21 protein-coding genes and 3 pseudogenes are annotated in these 19,462 nt (G+C 58.8%); 14 read left to right on the top strand and 10 right to left on the bottom strand.

From position 1 onward, the window contains the following. Positions 1-226 precede the first annotated feature (226 nt). From LQ215_RS10270 to rssC, 3 genes are all read left to right on the top strand, one after another. On the top strand, positions 227-916 hold the full coding sequence (locus LQ215_RS10270; RefSeq protein WP_230149432.1) for an MlaA family lipoprotein: 690 nt from the start codon (positions 227-229) through the stop codon (positions 914-916). A gap of 345 nt (positions 917-1,261) precedes the next feature. Further along, positions 1,262-2,443, top strand: a complete 1,182-nt coding sequence (rssB, locus tag LQ215_RS10265; RefSeq protein ID WP_230149430.1) for a two-component system response regulator RssB — start codon at positions 1,262-1,264, stop codon at positions 2,441-2,443. Next, entirely contained in the window at positions 2,443-2,925 is a 483-nt protein-coding gene (rssC, locus tag LQ215_RS10260) for an anti-sigma factor antagonist RssC (protein WP_014339337.1), read from the top strand. The genes rssB and rssC overlap by 1 nt, the downstream gene beginning before the upstream one ends. A gap of 217 nt (positions 2,926-3,142) precedes the next feature. Here the strand turns inward: rssC and tal are convergent, their stop codons facing one another. Continuing rightward, the gene (gene tal, locus LQ215_RS10255; protein WP_230149428.1) at positions 3,143-4,069 is read right to left on the bottom strand and encodes a transaldolase; all 927 of its coding nucleotides are present in this window, start codon (positions 4,067-4,069) and stop codon (positions 3,143-3,145) included. Between the two features lie 178 nt (positions 4,070-4,247). Continuing rightward, a complete protein-coding gene (gene dusA / locus LQ215_RS10250; protein WP_230149419.1) occupies positions 4,248-5,234 on the bottom strand; it encodes a tRNA dihydrouridine(20/20a) synthase DusA in 987 nt (328 codons plus the stop codon). Between the two features lie 307 nt (positions 5,235-5,541). On the opposite strand from dusA, the gene LQ215_RS10245 reads away from it, so the two are divergent. The 4 genes and pseudogenes from LQ215_RS10245 (at position 5,542) to umuC (ending at position 7,994) form a co-directional block, all read left to right on the top strand. After that, complete coding sequence (locus LQ215_RS10245; RefSeq protein ID WP_230149417.1) at positions 5,542-5,850, top strand: BrnA antitoxin family protein; 309 nt, start codon at positions 5,542-5,544, stop codon at positions 5,848-5,850. Between the two features lie 109 nt (positions 5,851-5,959). Continuing rightward, a pseudogene (locus tag LQ215_RS10240) lies at positions 5,960-6,097 on the top strand (DNA adenine methylase); the annotation flags it as partial. A gap of 201 nt (positions 6,098-6,298) precedes the next feature. Next, positions 6,299-6,724 carry a LexA family protein gene (locus LQ215_RS10235; RefSeq protein ID WP_230149415.1) on the top strand — a complete coding sequence of 142 codons (426 nt, stop codon included), beginning with the start codon at positions 6,299-6,301 and terminating at the stop codon, positions 6,722-6,724. After that, complete coding sequence (umuC, locus tag LQ215_RS10230) at positions 6,717-7,994, top strand: translesion error-prone DNA polymerase V subunit UmuC (protein ID WP_230149408.1); 1,278 nt, start codon at positions 6,717-6,719, stop codon at positions 7,992-7,994. Before LQ215_RS10235 ends, umuC begins: the two co-directional genes overlap by 8 nt. A gap of 190 nt (positions 7,995-8,184) precedes the next feature. Here the strand turns inward: umuC and LQ215_RS10225 are convergent, their stop codons facing one another. The 4 genes and pseudogenes from LQ215_RS10225 to LQ215_RS10210 form a co-directional block, all read right to left on the bottom strand. Then, positions 8,185-8,760, bottom strand: a complete 576-nt coding sequence (locus LQ215_RS10225; protein WP_230149406.1) for a hypothetical protein — start codon at positions 8,758-8,760, stop codon at positions 8,185-8,187. A gap of 493 nt (positions 8,761-9,253) precedes the next feature. Next, positions 9,254-9,853 (bottom strand): putative adenosine monophosphate-protein transferase Fic, encoded by a 600-nt coding sequence (locus LQ215_RS10220; protein ID WP_230149404.1) that lies wholly within the window; start codon positions 9,851-9,853, stop codon positions 9,254-9,256. Then, complete coding sequence (locus LQ215_RS10215) at positions 9,853-10,023, bottom strand: YhfG family protein (RefSeq protein ID WP_003199786.1); 171 nt, start codon at positions 10,021-10,023, stop codon at positions 9,853-9,855. The genes LQ215_RS10220 and LQ215_RS10215 overlap by 1 nt, the downstream gene beginning before the upstream one ends. Before the next feature lie 136 nt (positions 10,024-10,159). Then, positions 10,160-10,342: pseudogene (locus LQ215_RS10210) on the bottom strand (BrnA antitoxin family protein); the annotation flags it as partial. 660 nt (positions 10,343-11,002) lie between these two features. Between LQ215_RS10210 and LQ215_RS10205 the strand changes: the two are divergent. From LQ215_RS10205 to LQ215_RS10195, 3 genes are all read left to right on the top strand, one after another. Continuing rightward, positions 11,003-11,278 (top strand): hypothetical protein, encoded by a 276-nt coding sequence (locus LQ215_RS10205; protein WP_013692639.1) that lies wholly within the window; start codon positions 11,003-11,005, stop codon positions 11,276-11,278. A 383-nt stretch (positions 11,279-11,661) separates the two neighbouring features. Continuing rightward, the gene (locus LQ215_RS10200; RefSeq protein ID WP_230149402.1) at positions 11,662-11,949 is read left to right on the top strand and encodes a metal-sensing transcriptional repressor; all 288 of its coding nucleotides are present in this window, start codon (positions 11,662-11,664) and stop codon (positions 11,947-11,949) included. Positions 11,950-11,956: 7 nt separating this feature from the next. After that, positions 11,957-12,832, top strand: a complete 876-nt coding sequence (locus LQ215_RS10195) for a nickel/cobalt efflux transporter (RefSeq protein ID WP_230149400.1) — start codon at positions 11,957-11,959, stop codon at positions 12,830-12,832. Between the two features lie 10 nt (positions 12,833-12,842). Here LQ215_RS10195 and LQ215_RS10190 read toward each other — a convergent pair. Together LQ215_RS10190 and LQ215_RS10185 are read right to left on the bottom strand one after the other, a co-directional pair. Further along, positions 12,843-12,980 (bottom strand): annotated as a pseudogene (locus LQ215_RS10190) (LysR family transcriptional regulator); the annotation flags it as partial. Positions 12,981-13,106: 126 nt separating this feature from the next. Further along, the gene (locus LQ215_RS10185) at positions 13,107-14,015 is read right to left on the bottom strand and encodes an AraC family transcriptional regulator (RefSeq protein ID WP_058542810.1); all 909 of its coding nucleotides are present in this window, start codon (positions 14,013-14,015) and stop codon (positions 13,107-13,109) included. A gap of 187 nt (positions 14,016-14,202) precedes the next feature. Here LQ215_RS10185 and LQ215_RS10180 point away from each other — a divergent pair, with 187 nt between their 5' ends. The 3 genes from LQ215_RS10180 (at position 14,203) to LQ215_RS10170 (ending at position 16,988) form a co-directional block, all read left to right on the top strand. Further along, a complete protein-coding gene (locus tag LQ215_RS10180) occupies positions 14,203-15,252 on the top strand; it encodes an NAD(P)-dependent alcohol dehydrogenase (RefSeq protein ID WP_230149398.1) in 1,050 nt (349 codons plus the stop codon). 128 nt (positions 15,253-15,380) lie between these two features. Next, the gene (locus LQ215_RS10175) at positions 15,381-16,598 is read left to right on the top strand and encodes an MFS transporter (RefSeq protein WP_230149395.1); all 1,218 of its coding nucleotides are present in this window, start codon (positions 15,381-15,383) and stop codon (positions 16,596-16,598) included. A 153-nt stretch (positions 16,599-16,751) separates the two neighbouring features. Continuing rightward, on the top strand, positions 16,752-16,988 hold the full coding sequence (locus LQ215_RS10170; protein ID WP_230149393.1) for a hypothetical protein: 237 nt from the start codon (positions 16,752-16,754) through the stop codon (positions 16,986-16,988). A 46-nt stretch (positions 16,989-17,034) separates the two neighbouring features. On the opposite strand, the gene LQ215_RS10165 is transcribed toward LQ215_RS10170, so the two are convergent. Next, complete coding sequence (locus LQ215_RS10165) at positions 17,035-17,523, bottom strand: hypothetical protein (protein ID WP_230149391.1); 489 nt, start codon at positions 17,521-17,523, stop codon at positions 17,035-17,037. A gap of 133 nt (positions 17,524-17,656) precedes the next feature. On the opposite strand from LQ215_RS10165, the gene arsN2 reads away from it, so the two are divergent. Continuing rightward, positions 17,657-18,088, top strand: a complete 432-nt coding sequence (arsN2, locus tag LQ215_RS10160) for an arsenic resistance N-acetyltransferase ArsN2 (protein ID WP_230149389.1) — start codon at positions 17,657-17,659, stop codon at positions 18,086-18,088. Here arsN2 and chrA read toward each other — a convergent pair. Then, positions 18,085-19,443, bottom strand: a complete 1,359-nt coding sequence (gene chrA / locus LQ215_RS10155) for a chromate efflux transporter (RefSeq protein WP_230149387.1) — start codon at positions 19,441-19,443, stop codon at positions 18,085-18,087. The two genes, arsN2 and chrA, sit on opposite strands and share 4 nt — an antisense overlap. Positions 19,444-19,462 lie beyond the last annotated feature (19 nt).

Below are 19,462 nucleotides of genomic sequence, written 5' to 3'. Positions count from 1 at the left end.
GGGCACGGCTTCGGGGCGGGGCATGGGAACGTCCTTGAAATAACCAGCAGCCTAAAGGGCCTCGATGACAGTCCGGTGACAGTGAAGTGAAGGGTGCCAGTCGTGGAAACGTCCTACGGCCTACTTGTTTTTTCGGTGCTGCCTATCCACGCGTTCCGTCTTATACTAGCCACCTTACCGCCTGGGCTCGGCGCCCTTGCTTGAACAATCCAAGGAGTTTTCCCCTATGCGCTGGAGCCATCGTCTAGCTCAGCTGTGTTTGTCTGCCAGCGTCTTGCTGGTTCCGTTCGCTGCCCAGGCCGCGACGGAAGAAGATCCTTGGGAAAGCATCAACCGTCCGATCTTTACCTTCAACGACACCATTGATACCTATGCGCTCAAGCCACTGGCCCAGGGTTATCAATACGTGACGCCGCAGTTCCTCGAAGACGGCGTCCACAACATGTTCCGCAACATCGGCGACGTAGGCAACCTGGCCAACAACGTGCTGCAGGCCAAGCCGGCCGCGGCCGGGGTCGACACGGCCCGGTTGATCTTCAACACCACCTTCGGCCTGCTGGGCTTCTTCGATGTGGGCACCCAGATGGGCCTGCAGCGCAGCGATGAAGATTTTGGCCAGACCCTGGGCTACTGGGGGCTGGGCAGCGGGCCGTATGTGATGCTGCCGCTGCTGGGGCCAAGCACCCTGCGTGACGCGCCGGCCAAGCTGGTCGATGACTACACGGCCCCGTATCGCTATATCGATAACGTCTCGGTGCGTAACTCTATTCGAGGCCTGAACGTCGTCGACACCCGCGCCAGCCTGTTGTCGGCCGAAAAGATGGTGAGCGGCGACAAGTACGTCTTCATCCGCAACGCCTACCTGCAAAATCGCGAATTCAAGGTCAAGGATGGCCAGGTCGAAGACGATTTTTAATTCCGACCAGTAAAGCCACGAAGGCGGCCCCAAAGGCCGCCTTCTGTGCTTTGGCGTCGTATTCGAGCAGGTTTGATCCTTCCATTGAGTTACGCTTCGCTCGGTTCTTATAACTCTCTGTACTTTGACAAATAAAGACGGCAAGCGGCTATCTGCCTGAGCTTGAAACGCCCCGCGGATGGGAGTACCGTCTGCGCCTTAGAAGGGCACCTCTGATGTAGTTGCGTGTAGGGCAAAGGCCTGAAACCGCTACGACAGAGAGGCTAGAAAGCGAATCCAGTAGTGCGTGCAAGGCCAGACGGCCCAGCCCGCTACGCCAACCTAATTCTGGCGCCGTTTGCCCACATGCCAAAAACCAGTGCCACGCTGCTGATAATCGATGATGACGAAGTGGTGCGAGCCAGTCTCGCAGCCTACTTGGAAGACAGTGGTTTCAGCGTCCTGCAGGCCAGCAATGGCCAACAGGGTCTTCAGGTATTCGAGCAAGACAAGCCCGACCTGGTCATCTGCGACCTGCGCATGCCGCAGATGGGCGGACTCGAACTCATTCGCCAGGTCACCGAGATTTCCGCGCAGACCCCGGTGATCGTGGTTTCGGGCGCCGGCGTGATGAACGACGCGGTCGAGGCGTTGCGCCTGGGCGCGGCGGATTACCTGATCAAGCCCCTTGAAGACCTGGCGGTGCTCGAGCACTCGGTGCGCCGGGCCTTGGACCGTTCGCGGCTGTTGGTGGAAAACCAGCGTTACCGCGAGAAGCTGGAAACCGCCAACCGCGAACTGGAAGCCAGCCTGAACCTGTTGCAGGAAGACCAGAACGCCGGGCGCCAGGTGCAGATGAACATGCTGCCGGTCAGCCCCTGGACCGTCGACGATTTCCGTTTTGCCCACCAGATCATCCCGTCGTTGTACCTGTCGGGCGATTTCGTGGACTATTTCCGGGTCGATGAGCGGCGCGTGGCGTTCTACCTGGCGGATGTTTCCGGCCATGGTGCGTCTTCGGCATTCGTGACGGTGCTGTTGAAGTTCATGACCACGCGCCTGCTGTTCGAGTCCAAGCGCAACGGCACGCTGCCAGAGTTCAAGCCTTCGGAAGTCCTTGGGCATATCAACCGGGGCCTGATCAGTTGTAAGCTGGGCAAACACGTCACGATGGTCGGTGGAGTCATCGACGAGGAGACGGGTTTGTTGACCTATAGCATCGGCGGTCACCTGCCTTTGCCTGTGTTGTATACGCCAGACAGTGTGCGTTACCTGGAAGGGCGTGGTTTGCCAGTGGGCCTGTTCAACGAGGCCACCTACGAAGACCACGTACTGGAATTGCCGCCGACATTCAGCCTGACGCTGATGTCTGATGGCATTTTGGACCTTTTGACAGAACCTACACTCAAAGAGAAAGAAGCGGCCTTGCCTGAACGGGTAAGAGCAGCGGGCGGCAGCCTGGAAGGCTTGCGTCAAGTGTTTGGATTAGCCACGCTAGGGGAGATGCCGGATGATATCGCCCTGTTAGTGTTGAGCAGGAACCTTTGATGAGTACCGGTAGAATCCAATTCGCCGAGCAGGACGGCACCTTTGTCCTGAAGTTTGTCGGTGAAGTGCGCCTGACCCTGTGTTCGGCGTTGGATGCGACGATTGAGCGGATCTTCACCGCGCTGAACTTCAGCGCCATCGTGATCGACCTGACCGAAACCCGCAGCATCGACAGCACCACCTTGGGCCTGCTGGCCAAACTGTCGATCCTGTCGCGGCAAAAGGTCGGTCTGCTGCCGACTGTCGTCACCACCCACAACGACATCACCCGTCTGCTGCAATCGATGGGCTTCGACCAGGTGTTCAACATCGTGGGCGACCCTGTGCCGTGCCCGGAATGCCTGGACGACCTGCCTGACCAGGACCAGTCCGAAGAAGAAGTGCGAATCAAGGTGCTCGAAGCCCACAAGATCCTGATGGGGCTCAACGATTCCAATCGTGAAGCCTTCCATGACCTGGTGAATGCGCTGGAAGGGCCTTGATCCTTGGGCTTGCGTAGATCGAACTGACGCTTTCGCAAGCAGGCTCGCTCCCACAATGTCTTGCATCGACCACAACATCTGGATCTGCCTCAATTCTCCTGTGGGGGCGAGCCTGCTCGCGATGGGGCTGGTCAGCCGCCACATCCCTCAGACCAAGCCGCATAAAAAAGGGCGAACCCACCAAGGTTCGCCCTTTTTGCATGCCTTGTGAATCAGCTCAAAGCTTGGCTTGCAGCAACGCCTCCAGCTTCTCCTGGTCCCGGGCAAACTGGCGGATACCTTCGGCCAGTTTCTCGGTCGCCATGGCGTCCTCGTTGGACAACCAGCGGAACTGCGCTTCGTTGAGGTTCAAGCGCGCTTCCCCGGCTTGCCCAGGCGCCAGCTTGCGCTCCAGCTTGCCTTCGTCGGCGGCCAGTTTTTCCAGCAGGTCCGGGCTGACGGTCAAGCGGTCGCAGCCGGCCAGTTGTTCGATCTGGTTGAGGTTACGGAAGCTCGCGCCCATGACCACGGTCTTGTAGTCATTGGCCTTGTAGTAGTTATAGATGCGTGTCACCGACTGCACGCCTGGATCATCCGCGCCGGTGTAGTCGTTGCCATTGGCTTTCTTGTACCAGTCGTAGATACGGCCCACGAACGGCGAAATCAGGAACACCCCGGCATCGGCACAGGCCGCGGCCTGGGCGAAGGAGAACAGCAGGGTCAGGTTGCACTGGATGCCTTCACGCTCCAGCTGCTCGGCGGCGCGAATGCCTTCCCAGGTGGAAGCGATCTTGATCAGCACGCGCTCGCGGCCAATGCCGGCTTTTTCGTACAGATCGATCAAGCGATGCGCACGCTTGAGCACGGCCTCGGTGTCGAACGACAGGCGCGCGTCCACTTCAGTGGAAATACGCCCTGGGATCACTTTAAGGATTTCTTGCCCGACCGCCACGGCAAAACGGTCGCTGGCCAGGCCCACATCGCCCTTGCAGTCCGCCACGCAGGCGTTCAGTTGCTCGGCATAGCCGTGAATGGCCGACGCCTTGAGCAGCAGGGAAGGGTTGGTGGTAGCGTCCACGGGCTTGACGCGGGCGATGGCTTCGAAGTCGCCGGTATCGGCCACGACGGTAGTGAATTGCTTGAGTTGTTCCAGCTTGGAAGTCATGAGTATGCTCTGTCCTATGGGTCCGTTGACATTACCCGAGGGCCGGCAGCCACTCAAGGGCGCGAAGGGGGATCGACGGGCCCCAGCGGCAACAACCTGAAAACGGTTGTTTGAAAGGCCGGGGCGGTATCGGTAGATACGATGCCAAAACAGCGCGCAGGTTCAAAGCAAGTGACGGTTAACGCCCTTCCAGCAGATGCCCCGCCTGATCCAGCAGCGCCAATGGATCCTTGGTCTTGTGGATGTCCACCGACAACAACTGCCGAAACCGCCGCGCCCCCGGGAACCCGGTGCCCAGCCCCAACACGTGACGAGTGATGTGATGCATCGCGCCGCCAGCGGCCAGGTGATCGGCGATATAAGGTCGCAACTGCGCCAGCGCCTCGGCCCGGGTGATGACCGGCGCGGTGCTGCCGAACAACTGCTGATCCACTTCAGCCAGCAGATATGGGTTGTGATAAGCCTCGCGCCCCAGCATCACACCGTCGAAGGTCTGCAAATGCTCGTGGCACGCCTCCAGCGTCTTGATCCCGCCGTTGAGCACAATCTCCAACTCCGGAAAATCCGCCTTCAACCGCGCGGCCACGTCATAACGCAGCGGCGGGATGTCGCGATTCTCCTTCGGCGACAACCCCTCCAGAATCGCAATCCGCGCATGCACGGTAAAACTCGTGCAGCCGGCCTCACGCACCGTCCCGACAAACTCACACAACTGCTCGTAACTGTCGCGCCCATTGATCCCGATGCGATGCTTGACCGTCACCGGAATCGACACCGCATCGCGCATGGCCTTCACACAATCAGCCACCAACCCCGGATGCCCCATCAGGCACGCGCCGATCATATTGTTCTGCACCCGATCGCTGGGGCAGCCGACGTTGAGGTTTACCTCGTCGTAGCCGTGCTCCTGGGCCATACGGGCGCAGGCGGCCAGGTCGGCCGGGACACTGCCGCCCAGTTGCAGGGCTAGAGGGTGTTCGGCTTCGTGGTGGCGCAGGAAGCGTTCGTGGTCACCGTTGAGTAGCGCGCCGGTGGTGACCATTTCGGTGTAGAGCAGGGCGTGTTTGGAGAGGATGCGTAGGAAGAAGCGACAGTGGGCGTCGGTCCAATCCATCATGGGTGCGACGGAGAAGCGGCGGGAGAGCGGGGCGGTTTGTAGGGGCATTGGAATCTGATTCATCGGGGCGAATGGACGCAGTTTATCAGGGATGCTTGTCGGGTACTTGGCGGGCTCTCAAGCCTAACCGCTCAACCTTTGATGACAGCCAGGCAGAGCGCATGCTCGGCCAGCGTTTCAACGCGCACTTTGTGTTGACGATTTAATGTGGCTACGATAATTGCCTGTAGATTACTTATGACCCAGCCAAAGACGCTCGCAACGTCGAAGAACGTGGGCTTCCCTTTTATCCCACGGGGTGACGCGGTCCACGTCATCAGCTTTCGTAAAGCCAACAAACGGGAGGTCAAAAATTATGACCAAGAAACCCAGTCCTGAGAGGGTCGATACGGCAAACCCCGAATGGTCGACCGAAGACTTTGCCAAGGCCAAACCAGCCAGCGAGGTGCTTGTTGGGTTGTTTGGCAAAGCTCAGGCAAAGGAAATGCTCAAGCCAAAGCGTGGTCGACCCAAGTCGGTAGCCACTAAAGAGCACGTCAATGTTCGTTTCGATGCTGACGTGCTGGAGAGATTCAGAGCTTCTGGCCCGGGCTGGCAAACACGGATGAACGCCGCCTTGGCCGATTGGCTCGAGACGCATACACCAGAAGAACTGAAGGCTTAGTCGCCATATATTATTCGTAAAAAATTAGCCGCCGATGAGGCGGCTTTTTGCTGCCTGCTGATTGGATTTGTTTCGGTAACGGTATAGTAAATCCGTGCCCTTTTTCGGGCTTGATTGTGCTGAGCGCTACCACTGCACTCATACGTTTCACTACATGGACCCGCCGTACTGGCAGACCGCTGGATATGGCGTGGACTTCCCGTTCGAGAACTACGAACGGATGACTGACTTCATGCCTGTCTGTCAGCGGTGATGATCACGAAGCGTTAGCGTCAGCATAGTCCAGCAGGCGATCCGTCAACGAAGCACAGGTAAGCGGCTCACGACCGCGACGTGCATCAGCCCGGGCCTGCTCAGCCACTTGTCCGAATATTCTTACAAGAAATTGACCGCAAAACTTGTACAACGTTAACTGTATATCTGTACAGGTTTCTGGAAGTGATCCGTCATGAGCTTTTTGATTTTAGGCCCCATCGCTGAAGGCGGGTTAAAGCTGCCTCTGTGTTCGTTTCGAGTGCCTGCCGGCTTTCCGTCCCCGGCGGCGGACCACATCGAAGCGCATATCTCATTGGATGAGGTTCTGAACATTCGCGCCCCGCATGTCTACCTGGTTTCCATCGCCGGTGAGAGCATGCAGGGCGCTGGGATCTTTGAAGGGGACCTGGCCGTTGTGGATCGTGCGATGGAACCTGCGCATGGCCACATCGTCGTGGCGCTGCTAAACAACGAACCCGTATGCAAACGCCTGTGCATTCGTGGGAAGGAGGTGATTCTCCTGTCGGAGAACCCAAAGTATCCACCGAGGTACGTGCTCGAGGGCGACGAGCTGGTCATCTGGGGCGTCATCACCTGCAGCGTGCGCAGCCATGTCTAAAGCCCAGCCCGTTTTCGCCCTGATCGATTGCAACAGCTTCTACGCCAGTTGCGAAAGAGTGTTCCGCCCGGACCTGGCCCGCGTGCCCATCGTGGTGCTGAGCAACAACGACGGGTGCGTGATCGCCCGCAGCTACGACGCCAAGCCCTATGTGAAGATGGGCGAGCCGTATTTCCAGATTAAGCACAAGCTGCATAAGCACGGCATCGTCCCGTTCTCGTCGAATTACGCGCTCTACGGTGACATGAGCGAGCGCGTGATGACCCTCATTGAAGCAATGGTGCCGGCCGTCGAGGTTTACAGCATCGACGAAGCCTTCGCGGATCTCACCGGCATCGACGGCCGGGATGCCCTCGGTCGCAAGATTCGCAGTCATGTGCTGCGTTGCACTGGTATTCCTGTCGGGGTAGGGATCGCTCACACGAAAACCCTGGCAAAGCTGGCGAATCACACGGCCAAGCGGCTCCAAGTGCAAACGGGCGGCGTGGTCGATATCTGCGACCCCTTCAAGCGTGACTGGGTGCTGCGCAATACGGACGTAGCCGAGGTCTGGGGCGTCGGCCGTAAGATGAAACTGCACCTAGACGCCATGGGCATCAAGACAGCGATGGAACTGGCGAAGGCCGACCCGTGGACGCTACGCAAAAAGTTCAGCGTGGTGATCGAGAAGACCGCTCGGGAGCTGGCCGGAACGCCGTGTTTGGAACTGGATGAGCCGGATCCGCCGAAGCAGGAGATTTGCTGTAGCCGGATGTTCGGTAAGCGGCTCACGGAGCTGGCACCGATCAAGGAAGCGGTAGCCACCTACATGATGCGTGCTTCGGAAAAGCTCAGGGCGCAGAAGTCGCTGTGCAAGAAGATCCGCGTCAGCATCCGCACGGGCATGTTCAACCCGGAGGAGGCGAAGTACGCCAACGGCGTGCTGATCGACATGCCGTGCCCCACTGATGACGTGCGGCTGCTGACCAAGGCAGCTGTGGACGCGCTCGACCGCGTGTTTCGGCCGGGCTTCAAGTACAGCAAGGCTGAGGTGTTGTTGATGAACCTCTGTCAGCAGGGGGAGTACACCGACGACCTGTTTGCCACCTCCCAGCTTGTCGACGCCACGAAGTTGATGGCGGTGTTGGACCAGATCAATGGGCGCTGGGGCAGGGGAACGCTGCGTTCAGCCTGCGTGCCTGCTAACCCTGAATGGGGGATGCGGCGCGAGATGATGAGTCAGAGCTATACGACCAAGCTCGATCAGTTGTGGACGGTGGCTTGTAGGTAACGGAGTTATGACTAGCGGCGAATCAAGTACGCAATTTTCGATACGAAATGATTAGCCATAAGATTGGAGAACTCTTGAGCGCGTTCGGGTGGAAGGATGCTGTCTCTCGGAAGACCCATTGACTCGCATGCATGTTCGAAAGCGTTGCTGGCTGATTTGTTGCTTAAGGTTTTTCTACTTCAGATCATCCTTAAGCAACGTCTGGAACTGTGAACCCATCCCTGATTAAAATAGTTCGCCAAGGTAAAGAGAGAAAAGTAAGCTGTCTGACCACTAATCGGTAATAAGTACTTTGTTCCGTGCCTGTGCGGGTCCATGCGACCACGTGAGTGACTCTGTTGTTAGCGATAATAATACTTGCTGCGCAGAATAAATCTTTGGTTGCGTATTGTTGCTCACTTTGCCAATGAAAATTCATCGTCTGGCGCACATCTGGCTGATCAGCAATGACTGTCACTCCATCTCCACGCTTACATGCGCCTCCGTCATCATAGTAAGGACTTACAGTCTGCCCTTCCACGACATCAACCGACCATTGGAGATCTGTAGCGCTTGCAGAGTAGCCAGGGATTTCCGAGTCGTAACCACCTTTCTGAGGTCCATCTAACCACTTAAGCGTTCTGCATTTGAATTGTATTATATGGCCGTTCTCAGCTTTTATGGTGAATTGGATAGCATCTTTTAAGCTTTGGCTAAAGCTGGTGCCGATTTTGCTAATGTCTACATTGACTTCAACTTTCAGGCCTGGGTCGTCGTATACCTGCATGGTGCATTCCTTGTGCTGAGCACGCAAAGGTTAAAAGCTTGATGTTGCTCCATAGGCGGCGTAGGCAGCCACCGTCTGGCTGTAGTCTAGAACAGTTTTTACTTTTGGATGGAATCACTGTGAAATCTCATTAGTGCTCCATGAACCTCACCGTCCAAGACGTAAGCTTAATGTTTACCGGCAGGCAGTTCCACGGCAGCAAGGCTTAGTAGTCTTCTACCGATGGGGCATGTGATAACCGTTCCAGCGCAGGGTGTGGTCACTTACAAAGCACAAGGACCGCTTTGACCAAGCTGTAAGGTCGAGCACTGGACGTCGCGCCTTTGGATGTGTCGCTGAACAACTAGTCTTGCGGCCGATAAAGAAGGGTCTATTAGCAATTCCAATCCATCATCGGCGCAAGAGGGATACTACAGCAATTGGGGGGTATCGAACTATCTGGATCGGGCGAGAGGAATGGAGCAGGAGTCTAATAGAAATGGACGTTACGTTTTTATGACTGAATCGCTTGCCCAATACACTTCTCAAAAACCTGCTCCATAGGCTCCCTGACGCCGTTGTAAGCCGCAATATTGGCAAAAATCCACTCGTCCTTCTCAATCCCCCACCAACTGATTTCAAACCCGGCATTCATGATGAGGTGTTCAAACAGGATGCGTTGCGCACGGCCATTGCCTTCGCGGAAGGGGTGTACGACGTTGATGTCGGAATAGGCCTCCGACACGGCAACGATCAGATCCGCCCGCTCCAAGCCCTCGAACCAGTTTACCGCCGCCATGGCCGTGAAGACCTTGCTGGCTTCCTTCTCCATGTACTCAGGTTGGCAGAAGCGGGTGGCTTGTTTGGACATGCCAACGGTGCGCAGCTCTCCGGCCCATTCGAACAGGTCTGAAAAGAGGATTCGATGAATGTTTTGAAGGTAGGCCAGGCTGTAGGGAGGAGGGCTGAACTCGACGTTGTCCGCTGCGATGGCCGAGAGTTGTTGTTCGGCTTCGCTTAGGGTCGGTTCGTCACGGATAGCGAGTTTGTTGCGAAGAACCGTGGAGCCGGGATAGCAATAAGCGTCCTCGCCGACTCCATACTTGTCAGCCATCAGGTTCTGGTCTGGGTGAAGGCCTTCAAGACCTCTTCACGCGTTGGCATTTTGCGTTCGCCGTCGGCGAAGGTCGTTTTGAAACCTTCCAGACGGAGGCTAGCCGCGTAGTTAGATCTACGCGTCCTGGCGGCATAGGCTTTTTTGGTTTCAAGGCTGACATTGCCCATGGGCTGGACCTCAAATCGCGCTGGTGGGCGGATTATAGCCCATCCGATTGGCATGGCCTACGTCGCGCCTGGACGAATCAGGTTTGACCGTGCGAGGCCGCTTTCGGGCTGACTATTCCAGACTGTGAGCAGTCTTTGATAGCAGGCCCTGGCGCAGTAGATGGTTGATGACGGTTTGATATCCAATGCCGGCACTTTCGGCGTACTCGCAAGCGGCCTTGATCACTTCATCATCAAGCATGATGGTTATGCGGGTTTTTCCTTCGCTGTTCGTAACGGGACCCCGCTTGGCCGTGCTGAAGTCGTATTCTTCTTTCATAAGTTATCCCAGGGTATTGCGCAGTTCATTTTTGAGGCTATTCGTACGCCCATGGCTGCGCTTCACCGTACGATAGAATTTTTGACGATGCTAAGGCGTTGAGCACGTATTCGTTTCGAGATTTGTCCTTGTCACCGCCAGCTGCGCAGCCCATTCCATCGCCGGACACGCCCATCGGAAATTTCCCTCAAGACGCGTCGCTCCTCGCTGACTATCCACCCAGTCACCCCGTGCGCTAAGTTTGCTCCGTCGCTGCAAATTCAGCGGCAGGGTGTGGAAGCCCTCTTCACTAAGACGCGTAGCATCGCAAAATTTAAGCAGGCGCTTTTCTTATGTCTGCTGTTAAATTATGGCGGCTGTACGCGGGGCGTCTTCGGACGCGCCGAGATCCTTAGTGCTCGGACCTTCCACACCCGCGTACAGCTGCCACCCATCATGTGGAAGTGATGTCGGCAGATTTTTTCTCACTAAGGAATCAGCCAATGAAAAAGCTCACCCCCATCCCTCCGAAAACCACAACCAATCCAAGGTGGTTTTCGTCTAGCGTCACCCAAGAATATCTCCTGCCAAATATCCGAATCTCGATCCCTGATTCGCTCCCTTTGCCTGCGGCATCCCAATCCGCCACTGACCTCCCATCCCCGCAGGAGTAACTCCCTCATGTCCCGCTACATGCCTATCACCGGTATCGAAAACAACTTCCACGCGCTCCTGATCGACACAGAAGCGCCGCTGGACGTGCTGCACGACACCGCTGCTTACCGCATCGCCGCTGTCACTCAGTTGCTGGAGAACCTCGCCATGCGTTCCGACATCAGTACGGACGCCGTGATACTCCATGATTTCGCCCAAGTGCTGGCGATCCCCCTGCGCGATGGGTGTGATTTGCTGGATGTGATCGGGCGGCGATTGCAGGCGCAGGTTCTGGCGTCGTAAGGGAAGTGGGCGACCTCACGAGGTCGCCTGCACTGTCTTGCTCATCACCCTGTGCAGTCTGCAATCCCGTGGGAGCGAGCCTACTCGCGATAGCGGGGGGTCAGTTGGTGAGGATGTTGGATGTGATGCCGTCATCGCGAGCAGGCTCGCTCCCACAGTTTTTTCCGGGGTGTCCACAGATAGTGCGTTCACCACAGATCCCTGTGTGGGAGCGAGCCTGCTCGCGATAGCGGTGGGTCAGTTGGTGGGGATGTTGGATGTGATGTCGTCATCGCGAGCAAGCTCGCTCCCACAGGTTAGGTGGCGTTTTGATGGGTTTGCTTATATCCCCTCTGGGGGGATAGGATGGCGAGGTAAATTCTTCGAAAGCCTGGGCTCAAACCATGACTGAGCACGACCACGAACATCCCCACCAAAGCCATGCGGCGATCGTCAAGCGTCTCAAGCGCGCGGACGGTCATTTGCGCAGCATTATCACGATGATCGAAGAGGGCCGTGAGTGCGTGGATATCGCGCAGCAGTTGCATGCGGTGGAAAAAGCGGTGTGCCAGGCCAAGCGGACGTTGATCCAGGATCACATCGATCACTGCCTGGAGGACACGGTTTCGTCGTTGCATAAAGGCGAGCGCGCGCCGCTGGAAGCCTTCAAACAAATCACCAAGTATCTCTAGGCCCCACATGCCCAATTTTGCTGAATTGCTGCAACAGGGTGGCACTCACGCCTGGCTGTATTTCCCCAGCGCTATCTTGCTGGGCGCCTTGCATGGCTTGGAACCGGGTCATTCGAAAACCATGATGGCGGCGTTTATCGTGGCCATTCGAGGCTCGGTCAAGCAGGCGGTGTTGCTGGGCTTGGCGGCGACGCTGTCCCACACTGCGGTGGTGTGGTTGGTCGCGATCGGCGGCATGTATCTGGGCCAGGGGTTGGACGCCGAAACCTCCGAGCCATATTTCCAACTGGCCTCTGCCGCGCTGATCATTGCAATCGCGCTGTGGATGCTGTGGCGTACCTGGCGCGGCGAGCGGATGTTCAGGTTCGCGCAAAGTCACGACCACCATCATCACGATCACGATCACGATCACGATCACGATCACGATCACGATCACGATCACGATCACGAACATGACCACGGGCATCCCGAACCCAAAGGCCTGGCGCTGTCGCTGGAGGGTTATCAGGATGCCCACGAACAGGCGCATGCCAACGATATCCGCAAGCGCTTCACCCATCGGGAGGTCACCACGGGTCAGATCATCGTGTTCGGGCTCACGGGCGGCCTGATTCCTTGCCCCGCGGCCATTACCGTGCTGCTGCTGTGCCTGCAAGTCAAAGAGGTCGCGCTGGGCGGTCTGCTTGTCCTGTGCTTCAGCATCGGCCTGGCGATTACCTTGGTGAGCGTAGGGGCGGCGGCGGCCATTGGTGCACGGCAGGCGTCCAATCGCTGGCCTTGGCTGGGCACCGTTGCTCGTCGGGCACCTTACCTGTCCAGCGTGTTGATCATCGGCGTGGGTCTCTACGTGGGGATCCATGGCTGGATCGGCTTGAGCGCGTAGCTTCCAACGATCAGTTTGCACCTTCTGGCGCAGAGGGTGCGCTGCCCAGCCGCTGCAAAGAAGCTCCTTCCAAGGTCTTCCACAGCTTACGCATCGTTGGGTTGCGATTGGCAATCGCTCAGTGCGAGCGAATCTCCAGGCGCGTTGAAGTGCGTTGCGTTGGCGCAAAAGGCACCGCTCTGTGGGAGCAAGGCTTGCCCGCGATGAAGCTGACGCTGTTTTCCCGAAGGCCAAGGTGCCTGCATCGCGAGCAAGCTTTGCTCCCACGGATGAATCAAACCGCCTTGGCCGGCCCGCGCAATGCCGCAATGTCGCGCTTGGGCGGCACGCCAAACAAGCGGGCATATTCGCGACTGAACTGGGAAGGGCTTTCATAACCCACCTTGAAGGCCGCACTCGCCACGTCCACGTGCTCGTTGAGCATCAAGCGTTTTGCTTCGTTCAACCGCAGCCACTTTTGGTATTGCAGCGGGCTCATCGCCGTGAGCTGACGGAAGTGGTGGTGAAACGTCGGCGCACTCATTTGCACCCGCGCGGCGAGGTCGTCTACGCGCACGGGTTCGGTGTAGTTCAATTTCAACCAGTCGATGGCCTTGGCGATCCGGTAGCCCTGGCTATCGACCGAAACGATCTGCCGCAGCCGGGCGGCCTGGTCGCTGAGCAGCAGCCGGTAGTGAATCTCACGCTGGATCAACGGCGCGAGTATGGGGATCGCTTCGGGTTCATCCAGCAACCCCAGCAGGCGTGCGAACGGCGCCAGCAGGTCGGGTGTCGCGGTGCCGATTCCCGCACCGATCCCGACCGCTCGATCACGCGGCGGCGACAGGCTGCCTTGGGCGATCAGATCGGCCACCATGCGCAGGTCGAGCCTCAGGACCAGGCCCAGGCAGGGCTGTTCGGGGCTGGCCTGCATTACCTCGGAATTGGCCGGGATGTCCAGGGAGGTCATGAGGAACCGCCCGGTGTCGTAGCCATAGGCTTCGCCTCCGATCCACACCTGTTTCTCGCCTTGAGCCACCAGCACGATGCTCGGTTCGATCATGCAAATCACTGGCGGCGCCGGGGCGTCACGCCGAAAGAAGACGAGGCCGGCGATGGGCGTTTCAAAGTCGCCCGGGTGTGAGGTCCGGGCGCCGATGATAGCGGCCAGAGTCTCTTGTACGGATCTGCGTTGGGTGGCCATGTCGGTTCCGGATGTCATCTCAGCTCAAGCGCTATAGGCAGAACATTAACTCGCCAAGCGAAGCGCTGCCTATACCGCGATAGAAACACTCATAGGATCAGGCAAGCATCTCAGCGTAATGCACTACCGGCCGGCCGGGCCTAGCCCTGAAGATACAACCTCACCCAAACCAGCAAGGAGTCTTCTGATGCGTGTACAAGCCTATGGCGCTCACGCGGGCGACAAGCCCCTTGAGCCCCTGCAGATCACCCGTCGCATGCCGGGCGCGCATGACGTCCAGATCGACATCGCTTTTTGTGGTATCTGCCATTCGGACCTGCACCAGGTGCGTGCCGAGTGGGCGGGTACCCAGTTTCCTTGCGTGCCGGGTCACGAAATCGTCGGCCGGGTCGCGGCGGTCGGCGCCCATGTGTCCGGCTTCAAGACCGGCGACCTGGTGGGCGTTGGCTGCATTGTCGACAGCTGCAAGCACTGTGACGACTGCGACAGCGGCCTGGAAAACTATTGTGACGGGATGATCGGGACCTACAACTTCCCAACCCCGGATGAACCCGGTTGGACGCTGGGCGGTTATTCGCAATACATCGTGGTGCATGAGCGCTACGTGTTGCGCATTCGTCACCCCGAAGCTCAGCTTGCCGCCGTCGCGCCGCTGCTTTGCGCAGGCATCACCACCTATTCGCCGTTGCGCCACTGGAACGTCGGGCCAGGCAAGAAGGTTGGTGTGGTCGGCATCGGCGGCCTGGGCCACATGGGCATCAAGCTCGCCCATGCGATGGGGGCTCACGTCGTGGCATTCACCACCTCCGAGTCCAAGCGTGAGGATGCCAGGCAGTTGGGGGCCGACGAGGTTGTGGTGTCGCGCAATGCTGAAGAAATGGCCGCGCACACCAAGAGTTTCGATTTCATCTTGAACACCGTGGCGGCCCCTCACGATCTGGACGCGTTGCTGGTGCTGCTCAAGCGCGACGGCACGATGGCCCTGGTGGGCGCCCCGGCAACTGCGCATCCTTCGCCGAATGTCTTCAACCTGATCATGAAGCGGCGCACCCTGGCCGGGTCGATGATCGGCGGTATCCCCGAGACCCAGGAGATGCTCGATTTCTGCGCAGAACACGGCATCGTCGCCGACATCGAACTGGTCCGGGCCGAGCAGATCAACGCGTCCTACGAACGCATGCTCAAGGGCGATGTGAAGTATCGCTTCGTGATCGATAACGCGACCTTGGCCGGCTGAAGACAGACGTCAATGGCCCGCTTGCCAACTGCTCGCGAAAGCGGTCTGCCAGAGACGGTGATGTTGGATGAGCTACCGTCATCGCGAGCAAGCTCGCTCCCACACAAGAAACACAGGATTGTCCTCCAATGACCGATAACCCCTTGCCACAAGTCCAGTCCGCCTGGGGCGCGGTATTTGCCATGGCCCTCGCCGCGTTCGTGCTCGTTGCCTCGGAGTTCATGCCAGTCAGCTTGCTGACGCCAGTAGCGGCCGATCTTCACGTCAGCGAAGGGCAGGCCGGCCAAGGTATTGCCGTCTCTGGCGCCTTTGCCCTGATCACCAGCCTGTTCATCGCATCGATTGCCGCCCGGGTCGATCGCAAATGGCTTCTCCTGGGGCTGACATTGCTGATGATCGTTTCAGGCACCGTGGCGGCGTTTGCACCAAACTATGCGGTATTCATGCTCGGTCGCGCGTTGATCGGCGTGGCGATTGGCGGCTTCTGGTCGTTGTCGGCGGCCACCGCCATGCGGCTTGTGCCGGACGATCAGGTTCCGCAGGCACTGGCCATCGTCAATGGCGGCAATGCCTTGGCGACGGTGATTGCTGCGCCGCTGGGCAGTTTCCTGGGGGCGATCATTGGTTGGCGTGGCGCGTTTTTCTGCATCGTACCCGTCGCCGCCATCGCCCTGGTCTGGCTGCTGTTACGCCTGCCCTCCATGCCTTCGCAGGGGAAGCAGGGCAGCACCAATGTCTTCAAGTTGATGGCCCGGGCACCGGTCGCACTCGGCATGCTGGCGGTCAGCACGTTTTTCATGGGCCAGTTCATGTTGTTCACCTACCTGCGACCGTTCCTTGAAACGGTGACGCAGGTGAGCGTTTCCATGCTGTCCTTCATGTTGCTGGTGATCGGTGTGGCGGGGCTGCTGGGCACCTTTCTGATCGGAGCCTGCTTGAAAAACAACCTCTATCGGACGCTCATCGTCATCCCGCTGTTGATGGCCGCGATTGCCATTGCCCTGGTGGCGTTCGGCGGGTCGGTCACGATCACGACCTGCCTGCTCGGCCTTTGGGGCCTGGTGGCCACGGCGGCGCCCGTAGGTTGGTGGACCTGGCTTTCGCGAACGCTGCCAGAAGATGCCGAAGCCGGCGGCGGCCTGATGGTGGCGATCGTCCAGCTCGCCATTGCAGCGGGCGCGACGGTGGGTGGCCTTCTGTTCGACCTGAGTGGCTATCGCGCGACCTTCGAAACCAGTGCGGCGGTGTTGGGCGTTGCCGCTGTTCTTGCGGTGCTGGCTGCTCGGTCAGCGGTTCGGGAGTTTTCATCGGCTACGAATGCAGCGCCCTATGGCTCGGCGGGTTGAGGCGATCGGTGTAAGCCAGAGAAGATTGAAAGGGCGACCGTTGGGCGCTTCGGGTTGGTGGCACATTGATGGCTTGTTATGCTCTGGGTTTGTTATCCATGACGTTGGTTGATTGTGACTACCGAGCGAATTTCCCAGTTAGAGCAAGCCCTTATGGCCGTGATCGCCGCTGCCGGGAAGAGGGGGATCAACAGCGATGAACTGTGTGCACACGCCGTGGGCGGGCTGATGTTCGATCCCTACTGGAGCTGGGCGGATATCCGATACGCGCAAGGCGCGGCTGACGAAATCGACAATGCCTTGCACAAACTCGTGGGCAGACCGGCGCAAGCATTGACGCTACCGGTGCCCGGGAACGATCCAACCCTCGAATCAGTTCCGCAGTTCTAGTGGGTTTTCCAACGAAATGGGCGACCTCAAGGGTCGCCCATTTGCGTTAAAGCCCCAGGCCTTGCTCGACCAGCGCGAGCAAGGTGTCCTCGTCCAGCATGGCGGGTTCAGGACGCGGTTGTGCGGTCAGGCGCAGTGCCTGGATATGCCACAGCGATTCACCATGTTCACCGAGTGTGCGCACGATGCAGTGTTCCTGCCCCTTCATATGGACTTCAATGCAGCCCTCGCCCTTGGACGAGAAACGCGCAATCGGGTCGAATGAAATGCGCTGATGATTGCCTTCGATCACCAGTTGATCGATGGCGTAGCTGTACGTCGAACCACTGGAATGACTTTCAAATACGTGGGTGGGGTTGCGTCGAATGTCCAGGCCAGCCTCGCATACGGGCGCCAACCAGGTTTCGATCTGGCGATACAGTTCGTAGACCTGGGCGGGCCAGTGCTCGATCGCCAGGTCGGCGCAGTTGTCGGTATCGGCGCGGGTCTGCTGGGTTTTCCTCAGTTTGGCCGCTAGCTCGTCTGCCTTGCTCATGTCGATTCCCTGTCGTGATGATAGGTTGAGCTTAGCTGATGGGGTGGGGTGTTCATTTGCGCTGGGTCATGGGGTGGTGTGTTGTTGAGTTTCGGTGCGATGAAGAGCCGGAACAATTTACGAGGAGCAAGTCATGCACATGAGAATACTGAGCAACAGCGACCTGGGACCGTTGCGCGATGCGCTCACCCTGGCCGGCCTTCCCGTGGACGACCTGACGTATCCCGGTCGACAGTTCTTTAGCTTCAGCCACCAAGGCGTTGACGTGGCATTTGGTGGCCTTGAGGGGGAGGGGCGCGACCGGTTGCTACGCTCGCTGGTTGTCCTCGAGGGGCAGCGGGGCAAGGGCGCTGGCGCGGCGGTGCTGGCCGCTATCGAAGCGTTCGCCAAACGTGAGGGTGTGGAGCGGCTCCATCTGCTGACTGACAGCGCCGCCGCGTTTTTTACTGGCCAGGGCTATCAGGCACAGGAGCGCTCGCTGGCGCCTGCGTCGATCAGTGCGACGGCCCAATTCAAAACCTTGTGTCCGGCTTCGGCGACGTACCTGAGCAAACGCCTCGTCTAGCGCAGCAAGTGCACCGCCAGCCCAGCCAGCCCGCACGCCAGCAACACCTGGATCACCCCCAGCTTGTAGCGAAACAGCGCAATGGCCGCTGCGATTGCGATGATTGCCGACGGCCAATCCAGGGCACCTGAAAAACCGTTGGGCCAGAGTACGTGGTAGCCGAAGAAGCACGCCAGGTTGAGGATCACCCCGACCACCGCGGCGGTAATCGCGGTCAGCGGTGCGGTGAATTTCAGCGCGTTGTGCGTCGATTCCACCAACGGGCCGCCGGCCAGGATGAACAGGAACGAGGGCAGGAACGTGAACCAGGTCACCAGCGTGGCCGCGACGGCCCCGGCGAGAAACGCCTGCTCGGGACCAAACACCTGCATCACGTAGCCTCCGACGAAACCAACAAAGGCCACGACCATGATCAGCGGCCCCGGCGTGGTTTCGCCCAGGGCCAGGCCGTCGATCATTTGTGTCGGTGTCAGCCAGCCGAAGTGTCCGACGGCGCCCTGGTACACGTAGGGCAAAACCGCATAGGCGCCGCCGAACGTCAGCAATGCAGCCTTGGTGAAGAACCAGGCCATTTGCGTCAGCGTGCCTTCCCAGCCGAACACCGCGGTCAGCAGGCCCATTGGCAACGTCCACAACAGGGCACCGATGATCGCCAGCCGGGCGAGCCTGAAGGCGCTGAACCGGACGTGGTCCGGGGGCGGGGTATCATCGTCGATCAATGCCGGGCCGAAGGATCGGTGCTTGTCATCGTGACCGCCCAGGCTGAATTTTTCCGGTACCCAACGACCGCCCAGGTAACCGATGACGGCGGCACCCAGCACGATCAGCGGGAAGGGCACGTTGAAGGCGAATATTGCGGTGAACGACGCCGCGGCGATCGCCCACAGCCAATTGTTCTTGAGGGCGCGGGAGCCGATCCGGTGGGCGGCATGCACCACGATTGCCGTTACCGCCGGCTTGATGCCGTAGAAAATGCCCGCCACCACCGGCACTTCGCCAAAGGCGACGTACAGCCAGGACAGCGCGATGAGAATGAACAACGAAGGCAGCACGAACAGCGCCCCGGCAATCACCCCGCCCCAACCGCGGTGCATCAGCCAGCCCAGGTACGTGGCCAGTTGCTGGGCCTCTGGCCCCGGCAGCAACATGCAGTAATTAAGGGCATGCAGGAATCTTCGTTCGGAAATCCAGCGTCGGCGCTCCACCAGCTCCTGGTGCATGATCGAGATCTGCCCCGCAGGGCCGCCGAAGCTGATGAAGCCCAGTTTCAGCCAGAACCAAAAGGCCACGCGCAGGCTGACGGCGTCGGGTCTGGTCAGGGGCAGTTCGTCATCGGTTCGGGTCGGTTTGCTCATGGGCGACGGGGCACGTAAA

It is taken from the genome of Pseudomonas brassicacearum (assembly GCF_918698105.1).
In the GTDB taxonomy this organism is placed as follows: Bacteria; Pseudomonadota; Gammaproteobacteria; order Pseudomonadales; family Pseudomonadaceae; genus Aquipseudomonas; species Aquipseudomonas brassicacearum_F.
This window is presented reverse-complemented; position numbering and strand designations above follow the sequence as displayed.

What these genes read in the sequence shown, in the direction of transcription:
- LQ215_RS10245 (WP_230149417.1), top strand. Translation starts at nt 5,542, where the DNA reads ATGACCAAGAAACCCAGTCCTGAGAGGGTCGATACGGCAAACCCCGAA.
- rssC (WP_014339337.1), top strand. Translation starts at nt 2,443, where the DNA reads ATGAGTACCGGTAGAATCCAATTCGCCGAGCAGGACGGCACCTTTGTC.
- LQ215_RS10220 (WP_230149404.1), bottom strand. Translation starts at nt 9,853, where the DNA reads ATGGCTGACAAGTATGGAGTCGGCGAGGACGCTTATTGCTATCCCGGC.
- LQ215_RS10180 (WP_230149398.1), top strand. Translation starts at nt 14,203, where the DNA reads ATGCGTGTACAAGCCTATGGCGCTCACGCGGGCGACAAGCCCCTTGAG.
- LQ215_RS10165 (WP_230149391.1), bottom strand. Translation starts at nt 17,523, where the DNA reads ATGAGCAAGGCAGACGAGCTAGCGGCCAAACTGAGGAAAACCCAGCAG.
- tal (WP_230149428.1), bottom strand. Translation starts at nt 4,069, where the DNA reads ATGACTTCCAAGCTGGAACAACTCAAGCAATTCACTACCGTCGTGGCC.
- LQ215_RS10270 (WP_230149432.1), top strand. Translation starts at nt 227, where the DNA reads ATGCGCTGGAGCCATCGTCTAGCTCAGCTGTGTTTGTCTGCCAGCGTC.
- LQ215_RS10195 (WP_230149400.1), top strand. Translation starts at nt 11,957, where the DNA reads ATGCCCAATTTTGCTGAATTGCTGCAACAGGGTGGCACTCACGCCTGG.
- dusA (WP_230149419.1), bottom strand. Translation starts at nt 5,234, where the DNA reads ATGCCCCTACAAACCGCCCCGCTCTCCCGCCGCTTCTCCGTCGCACCC.
- LQ215_RS10205 (WP_013692639.1), top strand. Translation starts at nt 11,003, where the DNA reads ATGTCCCGCTACATGCCTATCACCGGTATCGAAAACAACTTCCACGCG.
- rssB (WP_230149430.1), top strand. Translation starts at nt 1,262, where the DNA reads ATGCCAAAAACCAGTGCCACGCTGCTGATAATCGATGATGACGAAGTG.
- umuC (WP_230149408.1), top strand. Translation starts at nt 6,717, where the DNA reads ATGTCTAAAGCCCAGCCCGTTTTCGCCCTGATCGATTGCAACAGCTTC.
- LQ215_RS10170 (WP_230149393.1), top strand. Translation starts at nt 16,752, where the DNA reads ATGGCCGTGATCGCCGCTGCCGGGAAGAGGGGGATCAACAGCGATGAA.
- LQ215_RS10225 (WP_230149406.1), bottom strand. Translation starts at nt 8,760, where the DNA reads ATGCAGGTATACGACGACCCAGGCCTGAAAGTTGAAGTCAATGTAGAC.
- LQ215_RS10235 (WP_230149415.1), top strand. Translation starts at nt 6,299, where the DNA reads ATGAGCTTTTTGATTTTAGGCCCCATCGCTGAAGGCGGGTTAAAGCTG.
- LQ215_RS10175 (WP_230149395.1), top strand. Translation starts at nt 15,381, where the DNA reads ATGACCGATAACCCCTTGCCACAAGTCCAGTCCGCCTGGGGCGCGGTA.
- LQ215_RS10185 (WP_058542810.1), bottom strand. Translation starts at nt 14,015, where the DNA reads ATGGCCACCCAACGCAGATCCGTACAAGAGACTCTGGCCGCTATCATC.
- LQ215_RS10215 (WP_003199786.1), bottom strand. Translation starts at nt 10,023, where the DNA reads ATGGGCAATGTCAGCCTTGAAACCAAAAAAGCCTATGCCGCCAGGACG.
- arsN2 (WP_230149389.1), top strand. Translation starts at nt 17,657, where the DNA reads ATGCACATGAGAATACTGAGCAACAGCGACCTGGGACCGTTGCGCGAT.
- chrA (WP_230149387.1), bottom strand. Translation starts at nt 19,443, where the DNA reads ATGAGCAAACCGACCCGAACCGATGACGAACTGCCCCTGACCAGACCC.
- LQ215_RS10200 (WP_230149402.1), top strand. Translation starts at nt 11,662, where the DNA reads ATGACTGAGCACGACCACGAACATCCCCACCAAAGCCATGCGGCGATC.